At 65.7% G+C, this 18,632-nt stretch carries 21 protein-coding genes and 1 tRNA gene; 13 read left to right on the top strand and 9 right to left on the bottom strand.

What is annotated here, in order from left to right:
• Positions 1-38 precede the first annotated feature (38 nt).
• Together RIB98_00385 and RIB98_00380 are read right to left on the bottom strand one after the other, a co-directional pair.
• A complete protein-coding gene (locus tag RIB98_00385; protein ID MEQ8839416.1) occupies positions 39-170 on the bottom strand; it encodes an IS3 family transposase in 132 nt (43 codons plus the stop codon).
• A gap of 28 nt (positions 171-198) precedes the next feature.
• Positions 199-609: a nucleotide pyrophosphohydrolase gene (locus tag RIB98_00380; GenBank protein MEQ8839415.1), complete on the bottom strand. Its 411-nt coding sequence runs from the start codon at positions 607-609 to the stop codon at positions 199-201.
• 21 nt (positions 610-630) lie between these two features.
• On the opposite strand from RIB98_00380, the gene RIB98_00375 reads away from it, so the two are divergent.
• The 3 genes from RIB98_00375 to RIB98_00365 all read left to right on the top strand — a co-directional run bounded on the left by RIB98_00375 (position 631) and on the right by RIB98_00365 (position 3,260).
• A complete protein-coding gene (locus RIB98_00375; GenBank protein ID MEQ8839414.1) occupies positions 631-1,593 on the top strand; it encodes a DUF3883 domain-containing protein in 963 nt (320 codons plus the stop codon).
• A 159-nt stretch (positions 1,594-1,752) separates the two neighbouring features.
• Entirely contained in the window at positions 1,753-2,358 is a 606-nt protein-coding gene (locus tag RIB98_00370) for a hypothetical protein (GenBank protein ID MEQ8839413.1), read from the top strand.
• A gap of 215 nt (positions 2,359-2,573) precedes the next feature.
• Entirely contained in the window at positions 2,574-3,260 is a 687-nt protein-coding gene (locus RIB98_00365; protein ID MEQ8839412.1) for a hypothetical protein, read from the top strand.
• A gap of 77 nt (positions 3,261-3,337) precedes the next feature.
• Here RIB98_00365 and RIB98_00360 read toward each other — a convergent pair whose 3' ends face one another.
• Positions 3,338-3,616, bottom strand: coding sequence for a hypothetical protein (locus RIB98_00360; protein ID MEQ8839411.1), 279 nt, complete (start codon positions 3,614-3,616; stop codon positions 3,338-3,340).
• Positions 3,617-4,259: 643 nt separating this feature from the next.
• On the opposite strand from RIB98_00360, the gene RIB98_00355 reads away from it, so the two are divergent.
• The 5 genes from RIB98_00355 (at position 4,260) to RIB98_00335 (ending at position 9,363) form a co-directional block, all read left to right on the top strand.
• Positions 4,260-5,039, top strand: coding sequence for a hypothetical protein (locus RIB98_00355; GenBank protein ID MEQ8839410.1), 780 nt, complete (start codon positions 4,260-4,262; stop codon positions 5,037-5,039).
• A gap of 429 nt (positions 5,040-5,468) precedes the next feature.
• Entirely contained in the window at positions 5,469-6,275 is an 807-nt protein-coding gene (locus tag RIB98_00350; protein ID MEQ8839409.1) for an ABC transporter permease, read from the top strand.
• The gene (locus RIB98_00345) at positions 6,272-7,465 is read left to right on the top strand and encodes a betaine/proline/choline family ABC transporter ATP-binding protein (GenBank protein MEQ8839408.1); all 1,194 of its coding nucleotides are present in this window, start codon (positions 6,272-6,274) and stop codon (positions 7,463-7,465) included. Before RIB98_00350 ends, RIB98_00345 begins: the two co-directional genes overlap by 4 nt.
• Entirely contained in the window at positions 7,462-8,262 is an 801-nt protein-coding gene (locus RIB98_00340; protein MEQ8839407.1) for an ABC transporter permease, read from the top strand. The genes RIB98_00345 and RIB98_00340 overlap by 4 nt, the downstream gene beginning before the upstream one ends.
• A 72-nt stretch (positions 8,263-8,334) precedes the next feature.
• Positions 8,335-9,363 (top strand): glycine betaine ABC transporter substrate-binding protein, encoded by a 1,029-nt coding sequence (locus RIB98_00335; GenBank protein ID MEQ8839406.1) that lies wholly within the window; start codon positions 8,335-8,337, stop codon positions 9,361-9,363.
• Positions 9,364-9,456: 93 nt separating this feature from the next.
• On the opposite strand, the gene RIB98_00330 is transcribed toward RIB98_00335, so the two are convergent.
• From RIB98_00330 to RIB98_00320, 3 genes are all read right to left on the bottom strand, one after another.
• The gene (locus RIB98_00330; protein ID MEQ8839405.1) at positions 9,457-10,767 is read right to left on the bottom strand and encodes a bifunctional o-acetylhomoserine/o-acetylserine sulfhydrylase; all 1,311 of its coding nucleotides are present in this window, start codon (positions 10,765-10,767) and stop codon (positions 9,457-9,459) included.
• Positions 10,768-10,865: 98 nt separating this feature from the next.
• Positions 10,866-12,020, bottom strand: coding sequence for a hypothetical protein (locus RIB98_00325; GenBank protein MEQ8839404.1), 1,155 nt, complete (start codon positions 12,018-12,020; stop codon positions 10,866-10,868).
• 16 nt (positions 12,021-12,036) lie between these two features.
• Positions 12,037-12,396: an MmcQ/YjbR family DNA-binding protein gene (locus tag RIB98_00320; protein ID MEQ8839403.1), complete on the bottom strand. Its 360-nt coding sequence runs from the start codon at positions 12,394-12,396 to the stop codon at positions 12,037-12,039.
• Between RIB98_00320 and RIB98_00315 the strand changes: the two genes are divergently transcribed.
• Positions 12,305-12,913 (top strand): peroxiredoxin, encoded by a 609-nt coding sequence (locus RIB98_00315; protein ID MEQ8839402.1) that lies wholly within the window; start codon positions 12,305-12,307, stop codon positions 12,911-12,913. The two genes, RIB98_00320 and RIB98_00315, sit on opposite strands and share 92 nt — an antisense overlap.
• A gap of 23 nt (positions 12,914-12,936) precedes the next feature.
• Here RIB98_00315 and RIB98_00310 read toward each other — a convergent pair whose 3' ends face one another.
• Positions 12,937-13,500, bottom strand: a complete 564-nt coding sequence (locus RIB98_00310; protein ID MEQ8839401.1) for a hypothetical protein — start codon at positions 13,498-13,500, stop codon at positions 12,937-12,939.
• An 81-nt stretch (positions 13,501-13,581) separates the two neighbouring features.
• Between RIB98_00310 and RIB98_00305 the strand changes: the two genes are divergently transcribed.
• From RIB98_00305 to RIB98_00295, 3 genes are read left to right on the top strand one after another with little or no spacing between them, the layout of a single operon-like run.
• On the top strand, positions 13,582-14,325 hold the full coding sequence (locus tag RIB98_00305; GenBank protein ID MEQ8839400.1) for an inositol monophosphatase: 744 nt from the start codon (positions 13,582-13,584) through the stop codon (positions 14,323-14,325).
• A gap of 9 nt (positions 14,326-14,334) precedes the next feature.
• Complete coding sequence (locus tag RIB98_00300; protein ID MEQ8839399.1) at positions 14,335-14,880, top strand: NUDIX hydrolase; 546 nt, start codon at positions 14,335-14,337, stop codon at positions 14,878-14,880.
• A gap of 25 nt (positions 14,881-14,905) precedes the next feature.
• Entirely contained in the window at positions 14,906-16,705 is a 1,800-nt protein-coding gene (locus RIB98_00295) for a PQQ-dependent sugar dehydrogenase (protein ID MEQ8839398.1), read from the top strand.
• Between the two features lie 24 nt (positions 16,706-16,729).
• Here RIB98_00295 and RIB98_00290 read toward each other — a convergent pair whose 3' ends face one another.
• Both RIB98_00290 and RIB98_00285 read right to left on the bottom strand, forming a co-directional pair.
• Positions 16,730-17,311, bottom strand: coding sequence for a DUF4389 domain-containing protein (locus RIB98_00290; GenBank protein MEQ8839397.1), 582 nt, complete (start codon positions 17,309-17,311; stop codon positions 16,730-16,732).
• 71 nt (positions 17,312-17,382) lie between these two features.
• A complete protein-coding gene (locus tag RIB98_00285) occupies positions 17,383-18,354 on the bottom strand; it encodes an endonuclease/exonuclease/phosphatase family protein (protein MEQ8839396.1) in 972 nt (323 codons plus the stop codon).
• 65 nt (positions 18,355-18,419) lie between these two features.
• On the opposite strand from RIB98_00285, the gene RIB98_00280 reads away from it, so the two are divergent.
• A tRNA-Val gene (locus RIB98_00280) sits at positions 18,420-18,493 on the top strand.
• Positions 18,494-18,632 lie beyond the last annotated feature (139 nt).

Below are 18,632 nucleotides of genomic sequence, written 5' to 3'. Positions count from 1 at the left end.
GAGTTGACCCGGTTTCGTGGACACGGGTTTCTGTGTGATCAGGCCACCTCGGCGGAGGCGGTGTAGGTCTCGGCGGGGGTGCGGTGGCCGAGCCGGGCTTGGTCCCGGCGCCGGTTGTAGAACGTCTCGATGTAGTCGAACAGCACGGTGCGGAGCTGGCTTCTCGTCATCTTCCCCCAGCGCCTGTGACCGATCCCGCTACGTGTGCCGGGGAGCTTTGGCAGAGGAACCCTTGGCTACCGAGACTGGGTAGCGGCGGCCGTTCTCGGCGAGCTTTGCGCTCACCGCCTTTTCGAGGTCGACATCTAATCGGTCGCAAAGCCTCAGGAGGTAGAACAACACGTCAGTCAATTCGGCCTCGACCGCTTGGCGGTCGTCACCAGTCAGATTCTCGGACTCGCAATCTTCGGGGGAACGCCACTGCAGTTCGGCGAGGAGTTCGCCGACCTCCCCGGCAAGGGCCATCGCGAGGTTCTTGGGATTGTGAAACTGGTCCCATTCGCGCTCGTCGGCGAAGGTGCGCAGTTCACCTATCAGATTGTCGATATCCAAGGACACGTCCGCAGTCTGTTCGACTCGTGCGACACCTGCCAACAGGAACTCCAGCATCCTTGGGACTACGGTCCGGCGATGGCGTCGTACGCAATGTTTGTAGGCAACAAAGCGGCCTCGAACCTCGAGAAGGCCTTGGACCACCAGACCTGGGGTTGGACCGAGATCGTTGCCGAGAGTCCAGGACAGATCCAGGGCGGCCGAAGTGGAGTTGATCGAATTGGCGCTCCCCAAGTCGGGGATCTCCTAGTGATCGCGACCGGCAAGAAAGGAGCGAGCGTTCGACGCGACTTTGATCCAGACCGCCGCGTCGTTCTCGAACGGCTGCTGTGGTGCACGGTCGAACAGCCACTGCACCGCAACAACTCTCCGATCTGGGAGTCCGCTCCCGACCCGTACGACTACCGAATCAGGTTCCGCGTCGATCGAGAAGAAAGAGATGTCGACGGGGACGAACTCGGCGAAGGCCTCATGCGGGCGTTGCACAGCTCGTCCGCCAGGGGGTCGACCCCGTTCCCGTTTGCGGAAGGTCCCATGCCTTTGGAATCTTCCACGTTCGTGGAGGCCCCGTCCGCTGCGCCCAGATCTGGGGCATCTCAACCGACGGTGATCTCGGCCAGGGATTACCTCAAGGAGCAGGAGCGGAATCTGGAGATCGGAGAGCTCGGCGAGGAGTTCGTGGTTGGAGTCGAGAAGACCCGTCTGGAGGCGGCCGGCCGACCCGACCTGGCAGCGGCAGTCGACCAAGTCTCGAAGACAGTCGGCGACGGCCTCGGCTATGACGTGCTCTCCTTCAATGCCGCCACCGGCGATGAACTCCACATCGAGGTGAAGGCAACAACCGGCGACCACCTGCAGGCCTTCTACATCACCGCCAACGAGGTGGCTATATCTCAGAAGGACCCTGCGTTCGTGATTTACCGGGTCTTCGGGTTGGGAGACCAGCCGCAAATCTTCATCCTCGAAGGCGATATCCAGCACCATGTCCATCTCGAGCCCGTCTCATATCGAGCGTCTCTGAACCGGTCCGGCGGTTTGTAGACGAACAAGTCGCCATCACCGGCCCCATCGACGAACGGGTGACCGGCCATGATGGGGCCGCGGCCCCTGAGGATCTACTGCCCTGGATCGCCGACGACGTGAGAGAGGTACTCGCCGGCCAACCGAGATTGACAGGACGAGGACAAAGGAGCTGCAACGGTGGGAAAGAGACAACGGCAGCGAGACCGGGCCGCAAGACAGGCCGAAAGCGATGCTGAGGACGAAGCTCGTATCGTTGGCGAACGTGGGGACGACGACATCGGCGAACCGCAGGACGGCGGCCAACCTGAGGACCTCATGGCCCACAACGAAGGGCAACGGCGACTCCGTGAGTTGCTCAATGGCGAAGGGACTCACGGGGCGATGGCGGACAGAGTTAGCCCAAGTCAGTGGGCGGCAATGTCGCCCAAGATGCGCGAGCGAAAGGTGGAGGCCCAGCGATCGGTCATCGAAGCATGGTCCGAACGCCGCACTGAGCGGATCGCCTCAGGCCTGTCAGTCGAGGAGTTCAATGCGAGGAGGTTGGCGGAATGGGACGCAGCCATTGACGACGCTTCGACTCCGAGAGACTCCGCCACCGATGACCGCAGAACTGCGCTGTCCTTCGGAATGGGAGCGATCGCTGTCGGCGCGGTCCTGTTGATCTTTCAGACAGCTGATTGGATGCGAACCACCATCGGGCTTGCTCCCAGCGAGGCCACTGGGTTCGGTGTGTTCCTGGTCGTCGTGGGTCTACTTGCTCTCTTCGTCGTCAACCAGAACTGAGGCGACCGCCGTTCGTGTTCGAACAGGATGCCATGCCTCAGCAGCGGGCACGTCACGCCTCTATCTCAAGCGCCAGCCAGACCCAGAGCCTTGAGGTCGCAATCCCTAGCGGGCCACTCTCGTCTTCGCCTTCACCGTGAGTGAATTGGACACCCGATAGGAGGCCAGACACACTTTCGGCTGTGCGATGGGGCCTGTGGATACTTGGATCGTCGATGCTGCTGGTTTCGTGTGGCAACGACCCCGACCCGGTCACCTCCGATGCATATCTCGCCCTAGAGACCGAGTCCAGCCAACTCGAGGCCGAACTCGAAGACCTCAGAGATGCGGTGGGAGACCTAGATGAGGAGTTGCAGAAAGTCACGAGTGAACGGGATCGACTACAAGGCCAGATCGACGCGGTCAACGTGACGGCGGTCGAGGCCGCAGATGCCGCCGCTCTGCTGGAGGACGATCGTGACCGAATCGTAGAGTTTGTCGCATATCTCAACAGCCCGCTCCGCGGCGCTCCCAGCGCAGCCGACTGGCTGAACCGCCGAGCTGCAGCGATGTGGCCCCAGGGATGGTGGACGCCCGAGCGATACGTCGAGTGTATTTGGGGCGAGGACTTCGGGCGGGACGTGGCGCGTCTGGTTGACGCTCTTCAGGGAGATCTCGACAGAGGGTTGCTCACGCTCGAAGAAACGGTCGACCGAAATTCGATTGTTGAGGACAAAATCTGGCCGACAACGTACGAGCAAACGGCCAATGAAGGGGCGGCCCACGACGCCCTTCCTGAGGCAGCTCGCCACTACGTGGCCAATGCGACCTACGACACCGAGACCGTGTCCGTCCACTTCTCGGTGCTCGCCGACGGCAACGTCGTTCAGTACCCCGCATGCAGTCAACCCGTTACGGGCTGACCGAAGCCAAGATCCACAATTTCAGCCGTGAACGCTGCTGAGTAGGCCAGCTTGACCGAGTTGATCCCTTCGACCGCCTAGTTCTTCTTGGTCGCGGCGTCTCGGCCAGCCTCTATGGCGTGTGGCTCACAGAGCTTTACCGGCTGCCCCGTGCCAAAGTTCACGTAGTAGATCTGGCCTCGCTCGCATCCGGTCGACTCGCAACCCACACGACCGAGGCCGAATTTCGGGTGGATGTAGAACAGTCCGGGGTCGAAGCCCCTTACGGACGCCCCGATGTACTCTTCCGTAGACGACCACGCCTTGCCGATTCTGGCCGCGTCCGTACGGTCATCGGAGGCCTCGACCTCCGCCACGATGGCGGCCGCCAGCGCCCGTGAATGGCGCTTGCAGGCAAACCGAGTCGGTGCCCAGGAGGTGTAGATCAGCCCCGCACGTCGTCGACAAGAGCTGCACTTGAACCGCATTTGGACCGTCTCCCCAGTCGGACCATCCAAGTTCTAGTCGACATCCTGGTCGTCTGCTTCCGCTTCTTCCTCCCGAGAGGCGGTACTCGCTGTGCGAGGTGCTTTCGCCGACGCGTCAGTCTGGACTGCCTTTTCCTGCCGAACTTGCTGCGGAGTCGGTCGCTTCAGCGCGAACTGACAGCTTTGTAAGGGAAAATTGTCACGGGAGACCTCCCTCCTACAAGGTGTACCCCCTCCGGCATCACCCCGGTTCGACCCTCGAGGCCGACCCCACGCCTACAGTTGGTTGCTCACTCGTTGCTCAAACCGGACGGGAGGGTGTGGGACCAGGCAAGACCCCGAGGAAGGACTCCCCAGCCAGGTCGCCTAAGTCGAGACCTAAGGGGTCGCCGCCGGACTCCAAGATATCTGAAGCCCGGAACTCATAATCCTTCGGTCGTGGGTTCGATCCCCACCGAGCCCACCACGACGACGTGACGGATGACCCCCTGGGGTGGTTCCGATTCGAGCGGGTTGTGTCCGAACATGAAGTGTGCTTTCTCGCATCACTTCCTTCCTGCGCCTGATCGGTCGCAGCGGAATCTCCCGCCACGGCGTGATCGCCCATGCCCGCCAGAAGGCGGCTGATCCGCGTCTGCGGCCGCCGCTGCCGGCATCGGCGGAGCGCCTGGGCTGGGTGCTGCCGGCGAGTGCGTTGATCGGACTCGGCGTCGCCTTCCTTCTTGCCGCCGACCTTGGCCTGCCGCCGTTCGACGTGTGGCTGTCGGCCGTGGACCAGCGGACCCCGCTGAGCCATGGCCAGGCGGCCTGGGCGAGCTCGGGCCTGCTGTTCGGTGTCGCCGCGGCATTGGGCGTGCGCCCGACGCTCGTGAGTGTCGCCTTCATCGTCGCCAACGGCCTGGCGGTCGACATCGCTCGTCAGATCATCGTGCCACCCGACACCATCGGTGTGCGGTTGGCCATGGCGGCGATCGGGATCGCCATGTTGATCGCCGGGGTCGGCCTGATCGTGCACACTGCGGCCACGGGCGGCGCCTACGAGGCGATCACCGAGGCGGCGGCGCGTCGAGGCATCTCGCCCGTCCGGTTCCGCACCGGCCTCGAGGTGGGGGCGTTGGCCGCGGGCGTGGCCGCCGGCGGATCGTTCGGTTTCGTGACCGTCATCATCGCCCTCGGCGTCGGGCCCTTGCTCGCGGCAGCGATGCAGGCGCTGGCCGATCATCGGGCGGGTCGCGAGGCTCGGCTGCAGTCGATGCGGTCGCCCCTGCATGCCGTCGAGCGCGACGACGATCTGTTGTCATCGGCCAGCTGATCACGCCGGCGTTCCCGACCGCCGCTGTCCGAATTCGTCGAGGGCCGCACTGAACACCTCGAAACGAGCCGTTCCGTTGGGTCTGTTCGCGCCCGGGTACCCGCCGTGCTCGCTGAATGCCGAGATCGAGCTCGACCAGGATGTCGTCGGCCGCCATGCCGCTCGACACTCGCGACCCGTCACTCACCGCCCGACGGGGGCGAGGGTGCTTGTGATCCCGGCCCCTGCTCCGTAGGGTTGGTCGGCACGCAATGCGAGGGTCGCCAAGTTGGCGCTGCCTCGCACCGGAGACAGCGACCCATCTCACCCGCACCGACCCCCGACAGTCTCGACGCCACCGCGGATGACCTCCCGGTGGCCGACGAGCGACCGTCTGCGGATCGAGAATCCGGAAGTCCCTGGATCGAGCGTCTCCCTCGACCCGGCGTGATGCTTGCGACGGCGGTGAGCCTCGTTGCGCTGTGGTGGTTCACCTTCGGTGACGACACCGCCGACACGACCCCATGGGGCGGCCTCGACCGCCTTGTCGACGGCATCCTCCAGCTGCCCGGCATGATCATCGATCTCGACGCGTACCGCTCGTGGTGGAGCTACATGTCCGAGCAGGAGGGGTGGGGTGAGATCTTTGCCAGCACGGTGGATCACGCCCAACTCGTCCTCTTCTCGCTGACGTGCGCCTCGCTGATCGCCATCACCCTCGGCGTGCTGATCTATCGCGTGACGACGCTGAGGGCGCCATTGCTGGGCTTCTTCTCGATCATGCTGACCGTCCCGTCGCTGGCCATGTTCGCGATTTTCATTCCGATCAGCTTCATCGGGATCGGCGATCGTGGCCCGCTCATCGCGCTCACGCTCTACTCCATCCTGCCGATACTGCGAAACACCGTCACCGGGCTCGAAGAGGTCGACAGCGCCGTTGTCGAGTCGGCCAAGGGCATGGGACTCTCGCCGGTCCAGCGGCTGCTTCGCATCGAGCTCCCACTCGCATGGCCCGTCATCCTCACCGGAATGCGCGTCGCCGCGCTGCTCAACATCGGCATCGCCGCGATCGCGGTACTCGTCGGTGGCACCGGCCTCGGCACCTACATCGACCAGGGCCTCAACCGATTCCCCGCCGCGACCTCGGTTGAACGGATCTGGACGGGCGTGGTCTTCACGATCCTGCTCGCCCTGGTCTTCGACCTGGCGTTCAACCTCCTACGGCGCCTCACCTCCCCGAAGGGTCTGACCAAATGACCACCGACAATGAGCCAACCCCTCGGACGATGATCCGCCTCGAGGACGTGAGCAAGACCTACCCGGGCTCCGCCGATCCCGCCGTCGCCGACCTCACACTCGACATCCCCGAGGGAGAGATTCTCGTCCTCGTGGGCCCTTCGGGTTGCGGCAAGAGCACCACACTGCGCCTGATCAATCGCATGATCGAACCGAGCGGTGGACGCATCATCTTCGATGGCGACGACGTCACCGGCGTCAACGCCGATCACCTTCGTCGCCGTATCGGCTACGTGATCCAGCAGATCGGGCTGTTCCCCCATCAGACGATCGCGCAGAACGTCGGCACCGTTCCCCGCCTTCTCGGCTGGGATCGCAAGCGAACCGCCACCCGCGTCGACGAGTTGCTCGAGATGACCGGCCTCGACCCGTCGCTCTACCGCGACCGCTACCCCAAGGAACTCTCGGGTGGCCAGGCCCAGCGCGTCGGCGTTGCCCGCGCGCTCGGTGCCGATCCGGCGGTGTTGTTGATGGACGAGCCGTTCGGCGCCATCGACCCCATCACCCGGGACCGCCTCCAGAACGAGTTCCTGCGCCTCCAGGGGGAGCTGCGCAAGACGATCGTCTTCGTCACCCACGACGTCGATGAAGCCATCAAGATGGGCGATCGCATCGCGATTCTCCGCGAACGGTCCGAGGTCGCCCAGTTCGATACGCCGGAGCGCATCCTGTCGTACCCGGTCGACGACTTCGTCGCGGACTTCATCGGCACCGGAGCCACGCTCAAGGGACTCAACTTCGAACGCGTCCGCGACGTCGAACTGTCACACGACTACCCCGTGGCCACCGCCGGCACGACACCGGAGCAGGCCATCGCTCTGCTGTCGGCGTCGGACGAGAAGTGGCTGCTCGTTCTCGACGAGAACAACCGGCCCCACCGGTGGGCGAACGAGGCCCACCTGGCGAAGGCGGCGGGATCGATCGGAACGGCGGGGCGCGAGGTCATTGCCCGCGTCGAGCCGAATGCCACCCTCCACGATGCGCTCGAGGAGCTGCTGCTCTCCAACGCCGGCCAGGCCTGCGTCGTCGACGGCAAGGGAGCATTCCTCGGGATCCTCGACATCTCCACCCTCACCGATGTGCTGCGGCGGATGCGTGAGGATGCGAAGAAGCACTACGACGACCTCGCCGCCGGGGGAACGATCCGGTGACAGCTGCGACCAGCGCGGAAGCGCCCAGCGAAACGACCGAGGTCTTGCCGCGCCGCGGCGGAGGTTTCATCCGCAGCAATGTCGGACTGATCCTCGCGCCGGTCGGCATCGCGCTGATCGGCCTGTGGCTGGCCAACTACATCCGGTCGACCGATCAGGACGACTCCACGATCCAACGGTCGCTCGAGTGGGACTCGGTGCTGTTCCCCCAGCTCAAGGAACACGTCTACATCACCTTCTGGTCGACGGTCTTCGTCATTCTCATCGCTGTACCCCTGGGCATCCTCTTGACCCGCCCCAACTACAAGCGGCTGAGCGGACCCGTGCTGGCCGTGGCGACATCCGGGCAGGCAACCCCTGCATTCGGCCTCCTGGTCCTTTCGCTCGCGTGGATCGGCCGAGATGCGTGGACGACCATCTGGGCGCTGACACTGTTCACGATCCTGCCGGTCCTGCGGAACACCATGGTCGGCATCGATCAGGTCGACCCCGCGGTCATCGAGGCCGGCCGTGGCATGGGGCTGACCCGCTCACAAATACTCAAACGCATCGAACTGCCGCTGGCGGTGCCCGTGATCCTCGCCGGCGTGCGGACTGCGCTCGTGATCAACGTCGGTATGGCCGCACTCGCCTACCTGGTCGGCGGCGGCGGTCTCGGCATCACGATCGGTCGAGGTATCGCGCTCAACCGTGACCCGGTGCTGCTCGCCGCCACGCTGATGACGGCATTGGTCGCCCTCTCGGTCGACTGGATCGCGGCGGTCGTCGAGCGCGTCCTGCGCCCGCGCGGTCTGTAGGACTGACCGACGGCGGGCCTTTGCGCGCCCTGATTTCTCTATGCAAGCAAACCCCAATGGAGGGAACCAACAATGAACACCCCGAGAAAGCTCTGGCGATTGCTCGCCCTGCTATTCGCCTTCACACTCCTCGCCGCGGCATGCGGTGACGACGACGACGGCGATGGCGCCACCGATGGCGCCGACGACGGCACCGACGACGGCGCCGATGACGGTAGTGACGACGGTTCGGCCGACGGCACGACGATCGAAGCCCTCGATCTGTCCGATCAGACCTACACGGTCGGCTCGAAGAACTTCACCGAGCAGTTCGTGCTCGGTGAGCTGCTGGTTGCCTCCCTCGAGGCCGCCGGCGCCGAGGTCAACAACCAGATCGACCTCGGCGGCACGGAGATCAACCGTGAATCCTTGCTCACCGGCAACATCGACATGTACTGGGAGTACAACGGCACCGGCTGGACTGTTCACCTGACCAGGGAAGATCCCTCCGACGACCCCGACACGCTCACCCAGAACGTTCGCGAGGCCGACCTCGAGGAGAACAACATCCGCTGGATCGGCCAGTCGCCGTTCAACAACACCTACGGGTTCGCAACGGCCACTGACTTCCTGGACGACGGCGCGCCGTTCAGCTTCGATTCGATGGCTGCGTACCTCGAGGCCAATTCCGACGCCATCGTGTGCATGGAAGAAGAGTTCCCGGTCCGTCCCGATGGCCTCGTCCTGTGGGAGGAAGCCACCGGCTACGAGATTCCCGAGAGCCAGATCGAGATCCTCGAGTCGGGCGCGATCTACAACCAGACCGCCAACGGCGACTGCGATTTCGGTGAGATCTTCACCACCGACGGTCGCATCCCGGCGCTGGATCTGAATGTGGTCGAGGATCCCGGCGTGATGATTCTCTACAACGTCTCGCTCACGCTTCCCGACGACGTCTACCAGACGGCACCCGAGGCCATCGACACCATCGTCGGCGAGATCCTGGCTCCCCTCGACGACGAGACCATGGCGGAGCTGAACCGCCGGGTCACCGAAGGCGGCGAAGACGCGGCCGACGTGGCCAGCCAGTTCCTGGTCGATGAAGGCATCATCAGCGGCTGACGCCCTGACGATCTGACGCATTGACCGTCTGAACAATTGCGGGGTGGCCGGACGAACCGGCCACCCCGCGATGTTTCGGGCGAGATCGACTGTCTACTTCGCGGCGGCGAAGCCGATGTCGAGGTCGGCGATGATGTCGTCGATGTGCTCGAGGCCCACCGAGAGACGCACGAGTCCCGGTCCGACGCCGGCGGACTCCTGCTCCTCGGCGGTGAGCTGCGAGTGCGTGGTGGCGGCGGGCTGGATCACCAGCGAGCGCACGTCACCGATGTTGGCGAGGTGGCTGTGGAGCTCGAGCGCTTCCACGAACTTCTTGCCGGCTTCGAGGCCACCCTTGATCGTGAACGCCGGCACGGATCCGTAGCCGGCGCCGCCACCGAGCGAGGTGGCGATCGCGTTCCACGGCGACGATGCCAGACCGGCGTAGGCCACCGATTCGACCTGGTCGTGGGCGTCGAGGTACTCGGCGACCTTCTGGGCGTTGGCGAAGTGGCGCTCCATGCGCAGGCTCAACGTTTCGAGGCCCTGCAGCAGAAGGAACGCATTGAACGGCGACACGGCCGGGCCGAGATCGCGCAACAGCTGCACCCGGGCCTTGATGATGTAGCTGCCCTGGCCGAGGGCGGGCCAGTAGGCGAGTCCGTGGTAGCTGGGGTCGGGTTCGGTGAACATCGGGTGCTTGCCCGAGGCGCCGAAGTCGAAGGTGCCACCATCGACGATGGCACCGGCGATGGCCGTGCCATGGCCGCCGATGAACTTGGTGGCGGAGTGGATGACGATGTCGGCGCCGTGCTCGATCGGACGGATCAGGAACGGGGTGGCGACGGTGTTGTCGACCATCAGCGGCACGTTGTGGCTGTGGGCGATGTCGGCGATCTTGCGGATGTCGATGACGTTGTTCTTCGGGTTGCCGATCGACTCGCAGTACAGCGCCTTGGTGTTGTCCTGCACCGCCGCGTTCCACTCGGCCTCGTCGTCGGGGTCGTCGACGAAGGTGCAGGTGATGCCCATCTTCGGCAGCGTGTGGTGGAGCAGGTTGTAGGTACCGCCGTAGAGGGCGGCGGCGGCGACGATGTGGTCGCCGGACTCGGCCAGATTGAGGATGGCGATCATCTCGGCCGACTGACCCGAGGCGGTGAGTAGGGCGCCGGGAATGCCGACGGCGGTGTCGGTGCCGCCCTCGAGCGACTGGAGTCGAGCCTCGACCACGCCCTGGGTGGGGTTCATGATCCGGGTGTAGATGTTGCCGATCTCGGACAGCGCGAAGAGGTTCGCGGCATGGTCACTGTCACGGAACGAGTAGGCGGTGGTCTGGTAGATCGGCACGGCCCGCGCGCCGGTCGTGGGATCGGGCTCCTGGCCGGCATGGATCTGTCGGGTCTCGAAGCCCCACTGGTCACTCATCGAATTCGTCCTTCTTCGCCACGAGGTCGGCGGGACTGCCGACCTCCAGTGCGACCAGCATCACACATGGCCACCGGTCGGCGCGACTCGGCTCGCGGTCAGAGACCGTTCAGCGCCGCAACCGCGGCGGCGACATCGCCGATCTCGAAGAAGTCGACCGTCACGAACGTCGCCGCCGTGTCGTGGAACGCCTCGCACTCCCTGGCCCGGTCGAGGAGGAACGGGTTGGTGTTGACCTGTGCGGCGAGTGCCGGCGAGCCGAAGACCTCGGTCAGGAAGTGGTTGAGGATGAAGAGCTCGTTCGACGGCGAACCACGGAGGTGGTTGCAGGTGAAGTCGCCGGGGGTTGCCGCCGAGAACGGGGTCTCGAACGAGTGTTGCCACACATTCATCAGCCATGGATAGGTCGTATCGACGGCTTCGTCCTGCATCACCACGAGGCGGGTGCCGTCGTCGATCATCTCGCCGAGCGTGGGCCATTCACCGCCGGGATGCACATAGGTGTGGGGGGTGAGACCGCTCGCGTCGAACGCGGCGGCGGTGAGGTCGTGGTCGAGATAGGACTCGATGATCAGCGTGACCACCGCACCGGGGTCGGCGTCGAGGAACTCGCGGATCTCGGTGAGGCCCTCGACCAGCGGCTGGTTGCCCAGGGCGCAGATCGCATGGCACAGATACGGGGTGTCGGGGTCGACGCCGGGCACCTCCACCGACCCGAAGTCGTTGAGGTCGCCGGCCCGGTAGGTGTCGAGCATCAGGGCCCGTACGCCGGCTTCGAGCTGGTCGGGCACGTCGAGGGTCTGGTTCGGTCCGAGCCAGCCGTCGTCGGCGCTGGACATGGCGTTGTGGGTCGTGATGTTGCGCACGTCGGCGTAAGGGCGGTCGCAGAGCTCGCGATGTCCGTTGCAGCGGACATCGGGCATCGCCTCGATCTCGCCGACGATGGTGGCGCCGTCCGAGGCGAGCACGAGCATGCCGCGATGATCGGCGGGGAAGGTCGCGGTGTCGAACACGAAGGTGAACGGGGCGGCGGTGTCGTCGACCCCAGCGACGTCGAGGCCGCCCGGGTAGGCACGAACGGTGGTGGCGGCGAGATCGGTGACGGTGATCTCCATGGTCACGGTGCCGGCGGCGGCATCCCATGTCACTGCCGACTCGATCGTGGGGACCGGTTCTCCCGGCAACGGCACCGGCCACACGCAGGCGGAGGCCGCGAGGCAGGCGACGAGGGTGGGAACGAGGCGGCGGATCATTCGGCGTCCAATGTCGTCACGAGGGCAACATCTTCACGAGGGTCTTCGGGGCGACGAGACGGTAGGAGTCGGTGACGATCGCCTGCAATTCATCGAGGTCGACGTCGACATCGAGGCGCACGCCGACCCAGCCGCGATGGCCGACATAGGGTGGCACGTAGAACCGGTCGGGTTCCTGGGCGACCAGTTCACCCTGCACACCGGGGGCGGCGCCCACCCAGATGCCGAAGATGCCGTCGCCGTGGTGATCGTCGACGCACGAGACGAACACCTTCTTGTCGCGGATGAAGAACGTCGGCATGCCGTGGCTGAGCCGCTCGTTGGTCTCGGGAAGTGACAGGGCGATGGCCCGCACGTCGTCGAACTGGTCGGCCATCCGATCGAGAGTAGCGGCATCGGCGCCACTGGGCCGCAGGGAGGCTGCGCAGGGCGGTATGGTGCGGCCCATGAACGAAGGCGACATCATCGACGACTTCGAACTGCTCGATCAGCATGGCACGTCGGTACGGCTCAGTAGCCTCGTCGCCGAAGGCCCGATCGTGTTGTTCTTCTACCCGAAGGCCATGACGCCCGGTTGAACGAAGGAAAGCTGCCATTTCCGCGATCTGCGATCGGAGTTCGAAGAACTCGGAGCGCAGCGAGTGGGGATCAGCGCCGATCCGGTGGATCGGCAGAAAGAGTTCGACGACAAGAACTCGCTCGGCTTCGCGCTGCTGTCCGACCCCGACCGTGAGGTCGCGAAGATGTTCGGCGTGAAGCGCATGGGCCCGTTGCCGTCGAAGCGGGCCACGTTCGTGATCGACGAAGAGCAACGCCTGCTCCGGTCGGTTCGCAGCGAGACCAGCATGCTCACCCACGCCGACGACGCGCTCGAGGCCCTGCGCTCCAGGTAGTACTGCGCAGCCGTTAGCTGCGGCTAGAGCTCGTCGAGCCAGACCGGCGCGCGGTCGAGCAGGAACTCGGCGACCTGCTGACAACGGTCGAGCACATCGCACAGCACTTCCTGGCCGAGAAAGATCCGGGCGAGAGGCACTTCGACGCGGGCGACGATGCTGACCGCCCGCTCGGCGGCGTCGGTGACGGCGGCGAAGGAGTCGACCGCACTGACCTCGAGGGGCAGGTCTGTGCCGCCGATGCCGGCGAGATCGGTGGCCAGCACCAGCAGGTCGGGTCCGGCCGGCAATGGCGGGAGCGCGAAACTGATGGTGAACGGCAGCTTGATGTCGTCGGAGGGCTCGCCGGTCTCGCCGACCTGCATCACCTCGTCCTCGAAGTGGATCAGCGACCGGGGATCGACCTCGAGCGAGACGTGCATGTCGAGCGGGCCGTCGCAGGCGCGGTCGGGATGGAGGTCGATCTCCCAGGTCTGGCGGTTCGTGTAGGTCTCGATGAAGTGCCGCTCGTCGTGCACATGGAAACCGTGTTCGGCGACATGGTCCTTGAGATCTGCGACAAAACCTTGGAGATCGATCACTGCCATCAGCTCCAGCCTGCCACGGAATCAGCCCGAAACGTCACTGGAGTCCGTGCCGACCGCTCGCGCGCGTGGTTCACTGCGGCGGTGACGGCAGACGAGATTCTCGCGGTGCTCCACGACGCCGCCGACGCGGTCGTCGAGGCCTTCCGCACCGGCGTCGACTGGGGTCCCTCCGGTCTGCGCCACGATCAGTACGCCTCCGACGTCGTGGCCGACGTTGCCGTACTCGCCGTGCTGGGCGATGCGGGTATTCGCACGCTGAGCGAGGAGAGCGGCCTCGGGCCGGGGGACGGCCCCATCGCGGTGGTCGATCCGCTCGATGGCTCCACCAACGCGTCACTCGGATTGCCCTGGTTCGCCACCAGTCTGTGCGTGGTCGACGACGACGGTCCGCTGGCCGCCGTCGTGCACAACCACGGCAACGGCGAACGCTACGACGCAACCCGGGGCGGCGGCGCCCGGCGCAACGGTGTGGTGCTCGGGGTGCCCGATGCCGAGCCGGTTCCGCAGGGCGTCACCGCGGTCAACGGCATTCCGTCGGGTCAGGAGATCGGCTGGTTCCGGTGCATGGGTGCCGCAGCGCTCGACCTCTGCGCGGTCGCTGATGGCCGCTTCAGCGGCTATGTCGACTTCGACGGCGGCCTCGGCGTGTGGGACTACCTCGGGGCCTGGCTGATCTGTCACGAGGTGGGTGTGGAGATGGTCGACGCCTTCGATCGCGAACTCGTCGTTCTCGACCACGAGGCCCGCCGTTCACCGATCGCGGCGCGACCGCAGCGCCTTCCCCGATTGCGGCAACTGCGAACCGGGGCACCGGGGAGCAACTAGCCTCAACTCGTGACGTCCCCCGCGCCGAGCCCGAGCCAGTCCACGGACCGGGCGAGGCGCGCGGTGTTCCGCACGTTCGGCACGTTGCCCAAGCCGTTGCGACGCTGGCTCGTCCGCACGATCCGTCCGACGTGGACCGCCGGGTCGGTGGCCATCCTCGAGCGCGACGACGGACGCTGGCTGTTCGTGCGGCCCGTCTACCGCAAGGGCTGGACGCTGCCCGGCGGTCTGGTGGATCGCGGCGAACACCCGGCTGTCACCGCGGTCCGGGAGACGAAGGAGGAGCTCGGTCTCACCGTCGAGATCACCGGTGGCCCCTGGGTGGTCGTCGACGCCGAGCACAGCCGTTTCGAGACGATCTATCGCGTCGGCGTGGTGGGGGAGCACGACCTCGACACGATCGCAGTCACCACGCCGGAGCTGTCCGCTCTCGGATGGTTCTCACCGACCGACCCTCCCGAGCTCGAGGACGAAACCGCCGAAGTGATGGTGCTGGTCCGCCAGATCGCCGATGGCGGCGCCACCGTGCACGTCAAGGGCGACGACCACAGCTGAGCCGCGAACGCTACGTTCGCGGGCCATGCGTTCTCCTCGTGCCGCGCTCGCCCTCCTCGCCCTGCTCGGACTGGGATCGAGCCTGCTGGCGGTGAGTCCGGCCGGCGCCGCGTCATCGGCGCCGGGAACGGGTTCGGTCGACGGCTACACGCCGGGCCCGTGCGTCGTCAACGCGGTGGGCTCGCACGACTTCGCCGATGTCGCCACCGGGCGGTTCTACTCGAACGCGGTCGGTTGGGCCGCGCTGAACGAGATCACGACGGGGACGAGCGCGTCGGCATTCTCACCCGACGCGCTGGTGACTCGGGCCCAGTTCGCCACCTTCCTCTGGCGCATGGTCTGTGAGCCGCCGGCTGAGGAGGCGGCCCCGTTCTTCGATGTGGTCTCGCCGTCGTTCTACGAGGCGGCGGTCGACTGGCTGTGGAGCGAGGGCCTCACCACCGGGCGGACCCCGACCGCCTATGCGCCCGACGGATCGCTCACCCGGGCCGAATTCGCCACATTCCTGTTTCGACTCGCCGGCGAGCCCGAGGGCGCACCCGCGAGCGGCTTCGGTGACGTGGTCGGCGGCTCCTTCTACGAGGCCGCCGTCGACTGGCTCAAGTGGCGTGACCTGACCACCGGCACCACGCCCACGACCTACGACCCGAACCGCTCGATCACGCGGGCCGAGGCCGTGACGTTCCTCTACCGGCTCAATCTGCTGGCCGATGGCATCGTCGATCCCGCCGACCTGAGCCTGGGGTTCGACACCGTGCTGAGTGGCCTGTCGGTGCCAGTGGCTGCGGCCGTGCACCCCGGCGACGGCTCGATGTACATCGCGGAGCAGGGCGGAAACCTGTTGCGGGTGCCCGGCACGTCCGGCCGACCCGACTGGACCGCCGGTCCGTCGACGGTGTGGTCGATCCCGGGGGGCTACGACCTCACCGGCTGCAACGAGTGTGGACTGCTCGGCGTGGCCGTGTCGCCCGATGGCGGCCACATCTACCTCTCGTTCACCGCAGACTCGGCGGCGCCGGGCGTCGAACAGCGTTCGATCGTGCTCGAGTACGCGCTCGTCGACGGCGTGCCCACCGGGGCGCCCGACGAGCTGTTCGACGTCGATCAGCCGTATCCGAACCACAACGGCGGGCATCTCACCTTCGGCCCGGACGGCTTCCTCTACCTGTCGTTCGGCGACGGCGGCTCGGGCGGCGATCCGCAGGACAACGGACAGAACATCAACACGCTCCTGGGCAAGATCCTGCGCGTCGATCCGTCCGGCCCATCCGGCTACGTCAGCCCCGCCACGAACCCCTACGCGGGCGGCACCCCCGGCTTCGATCAGATCTTTCTCGTCGGCGTACGCAATCCGTGGAAGTTCTCGTTCGACTCGTTCAACGGCGACCTCTGGGTGGCCGACGTCGGTCAGAACACCCGCGAGGAGATCACCCGCTTGGAAGACGGCTTGGGCGGGGGCCTCGGCGCGAACCTGGGCTGGGACACCTGGGAGGGCACGTTCCGCCACGAGCCTCGCGACCCGGAGATCGCCGACCATGTCGGCCCGACGTATGAGTACCAGACCAACGGTTCCGAGGGTGGCTCTGTCACCGGTGGCTTCGTCTACCGAGGTGACGACATCGTCGGCCTCAACGGCACCTACCTGTGGGCGGACTACAAGGATCCGGAGCTGCGGGGCTACAACGACGAGTTCAGCGGCGGCGCGATCTGGTTCGGCACCGACGTACCGGGCGGTTCGGTCACCTCGTTCGTCGAGGATCTCGACGGCGAGGTCTATGCGATCTCACACTCGGGTCGGATCTCCAAGGTCGTCGCTGCCGGCTGAGTACAGCCGCACCGGGCGGCACGCCTACGCGGTCTCGAACGGCGGGTATTCGTCGGTGAGCAGTGTCACGTAGGCCGATAGCCGAGTCGAGACCCGGAGCCCGCCGAGCACGAAGTCGAGCAGGCCGCGTGGCCATTTGCCGGTGAACAGCACGGCGAAGAAGGCGATGAACCAGAGAATCTGGGCCACGATCATGATGACGTAGAAGAAGAGGACCGCCGGAATCGCCCACAGGATCCGGAGCAGCGCGGTCAGCCGGTTCCTGCCTTCGAGCTGAGGTGCGAAGTCCACCCGCACCGGCTGTCCTCCGGGGTCGGCTGCGGTGGTCGTGAAGTCGAACGGCGGGTACTCGGCGTGGAGGAAGCCGGCATAGGTCATCACCCTCGTCTGATACCGATTCGCCATGCAGATGAAGCCGGCGATCCCCTGCGGCATCTTGCCGGTGAAGACGATGGCCACCCAGCCGACGAAAATGAACAGCGCCGCGACCAGATTGATGAAATAGCCGACGATGAGATGCGGAATCGCCATGAACCACTGGACGAGTGGCCGCCAGTTGGCGACCTTCTCCGGCGGATCGAAGGCCAATGTTGCGGGATATGTCATTGGAACCAGCCCTTCCATTGTCTGAACCCGACCTGACAGTAACCCGCGGAGCTGGTTCGACGGCGTGACGGTCAGGTGGCGGTGATCTGGAGCCGGGCCACGACGGGGTCGTGGTCGGACAGCGGCTCGCCGTCGTCGCGGGTGAACACGGCCGACTCGTTGCGCCATTCGATGGGCGTGATCTCCAACCCGTCGGTGGATCGCACGAGGACTTTGTCGATGCGGTTCGGTTCGTCACAGGACAACGCGGTGCACACATCGATGAGGCCGGCATCGGCGAGGAGGGCAGCGAACTGGTCGGCGTCAGGATCTCGGTCGAGGTGGAGGTTGAAGTCGCCGGCCACGATGACGGCCCGGCCCGCGGAGTGCTCGAGGATGTGTGCGGTCAGTTCGGCGACGTTCTCGGCCCGGATCTCGAAATCGGCGCGACCGGCATCGAGGTGGAGGTTGTAGACATCGACCTCCAGGCCGTCGCCGAGGGTGGTCGTCGCCACAGAGAATCCCTTCAGCGAGAGGCAATCGGCCGAGGCCTCGCCACACGTCGTCCAACGCTGGCGTTCGACGGGGGTGAACGGATAGTCGCTGAAGCGGTTCAGACCATCGCTGAGCAGGGCCGATGGACGCTCAGGGTCGGATCCGAGCGGGGCCGGGAGCGATGCCGACTCGAACTCGTGGTCGGCGAGGTCGACGAGAATCTCGTGGTATGTCCGTTGGTCGTCGGGGGTTTCGGCCGGTGTCAGCCACGATTCCTGGACGAGCACGAGGTCGTAGTCGTTGAGCCGGGGGCCGATCAGCAGCGTGTTGATCGCCGGCTCGCTGCCCGACAACAGGTCGGGGAGACCGGCCACGTTGTAGGTGAGCAGCTTGATCTCGACCGCGGGCGCTGCGGTGGTAGTCGGCGGCGCCGTCGTGCTGGTCGTCGGGCTGAGCGCCGACGTCGTCGTGGGCGCGGTGGTGGTCGGTGTCGCGTCGTCAGCGCCGGATGAGCATGCGCCGGCCAGGAGCAGTACGGCCGAGAGAGCAACGAGGCGCATGGCATCCATCGGCCCATTGTTGCCCATCCACGCCGGGCCCGCAGCGGGGCCGGACCGATAGCGTGTGCTGACCAGGGCGCATAGCTCAGTTGGCTAGAGCGCTTCCCTTACAAGGAAGATGTCGGGGGTTCGAGTCCCTCTGCGCCCACTCGTCGTTGTCGAAACGACAACAGCTGCGCGTAGATGCCCAGGTCAGAGCCGGGGTTTGGAATGGCGCGATTTGGTCATTCAGATGTCGCGCTGGCAAAGCCCCTTGCACCTGAGTGTCATACAGAGAATACTATTTG

It is taken from the genome of Acidimicrobiales bacterium, from assembly GCA_040219515.1.
Taxonomy (GTDB): domain Bacteria; phylum Actinomycetota; class Acidimicrobiia; order Acidimicrobiales; family Aldehydirespiratoraceae; genus JAJRXC01.
Note: the sequence above shows the minus strand (reverse complement) of the source record. Positions and strands in the feature narration are given on the sequence as shown.

What these genes read in the sequence shown, in the direction of transcription:
- RIB98_00320 (MEQ8839403.1), bottom strand. Translation starts at nt 12,396, where the DNA reads ATGGCCGACCAGTTCGACGACGTGCGGGCCATCGCCCTGTCACTTCCC.
- RIB98_00375 (MEQ8839414.1), top strand. Translation starts at nt 631, where the DNA reads ATGGCGTCGTACGCAATGTTTGTAGGCAACAAAGCGGCCTCGAACCTC.
- RIB98_00350 (MEQ8839409.1), top strand. Translation starts at nt 5,469, where the DNA reads ATGCTTGCGACGGCGGTGAGCCTCGTTGCGCTGTGGTGGTTCACCTTC.
- RIB98_00325 (MEQ8839404.1), bottom strand. Translation starts at nt 12,020, where the DNA reads ATGATCCGCCGCCTCGTTCCCACCCTCGTCGCCTGCCTCGCGGCCTCC.
- RIB98_00365 (MEQ8839412.1), top strand. Translation starts at nt 2,574, where the DNA reads ATGCTGCTGGTTTCGTGTGGCAACGACCCCGACCCGGTCACCTCCGAT.
- RIB98_00295 (MEQ8839398.1), top strand. Translation starts at nt 14,906, where the DNA reads ATGCGTTCTCCTCGTGCCGCGCTCGCCCTCCTCGCCCTGCTCGGACTG.
- RIB98_00285 (MEQ8839396.1), bottom strand. Translation starts at nt 18,354, where the DNA reads ATGGATGCCATGCGCCTCGTTGCTCTCTCGGCCGTACTGCTCCTGGCC.
- RIB98_00345 (MEQ8839408.1), top strand. Translation starts at nt 6,272, where the DNA reads ATGACCACCGACAATGAGCCAACCCCTCGGACGATGATCCGCCTCGAG.
- RIB98_00385 (MEQ8839416.1), bottom strand. Translation starts at nt 170, where the DNA reads ATGACGAGAAGCCAGCTCCGCACCGTGCTGTTCGACTACATCGAGACG.
- RIB98_00330 (MEQ8839405.1), bottom strand. Translation starts at nt 10,767, where the DNA reads ATGAGTGACCAGTGGGGCTTCGAGACCCGACAGATCCATGCCGGCCAG.
- RIB98_00335 (MEQ8839406.1), top strand. Translation starts at nt 8,335, where the DNA reads ATGAACACCCCGAGAAAGCTCTGGCGATTGCTCGCCCTGCTATTCGCC.
- RIB98_00380 (MEQ8839415.1), bottom strand. Translation starts at nt 609, where the DNA reads ATGCTGGAGTTCCTGTTGGCAGGTGTCGCACGAGTCGAACAGACTGCG.
- RIB98_00310 (MEQ8839401.1), bottom strand. Translation starts at nt 13,500, where the DNA reads ATGGCAGTGATCGATCTCCAAGGTTTTGTCGCAGATCTCAAGGACCAT.
- RIB98_00290 (MEQ8839397.1), bottom strand. Translation starts at nt 17,311, where the DNA reads ATGACATATCCCGCAACATTGGCCTTCGATCCGCCGGAGAAGGTCGCC.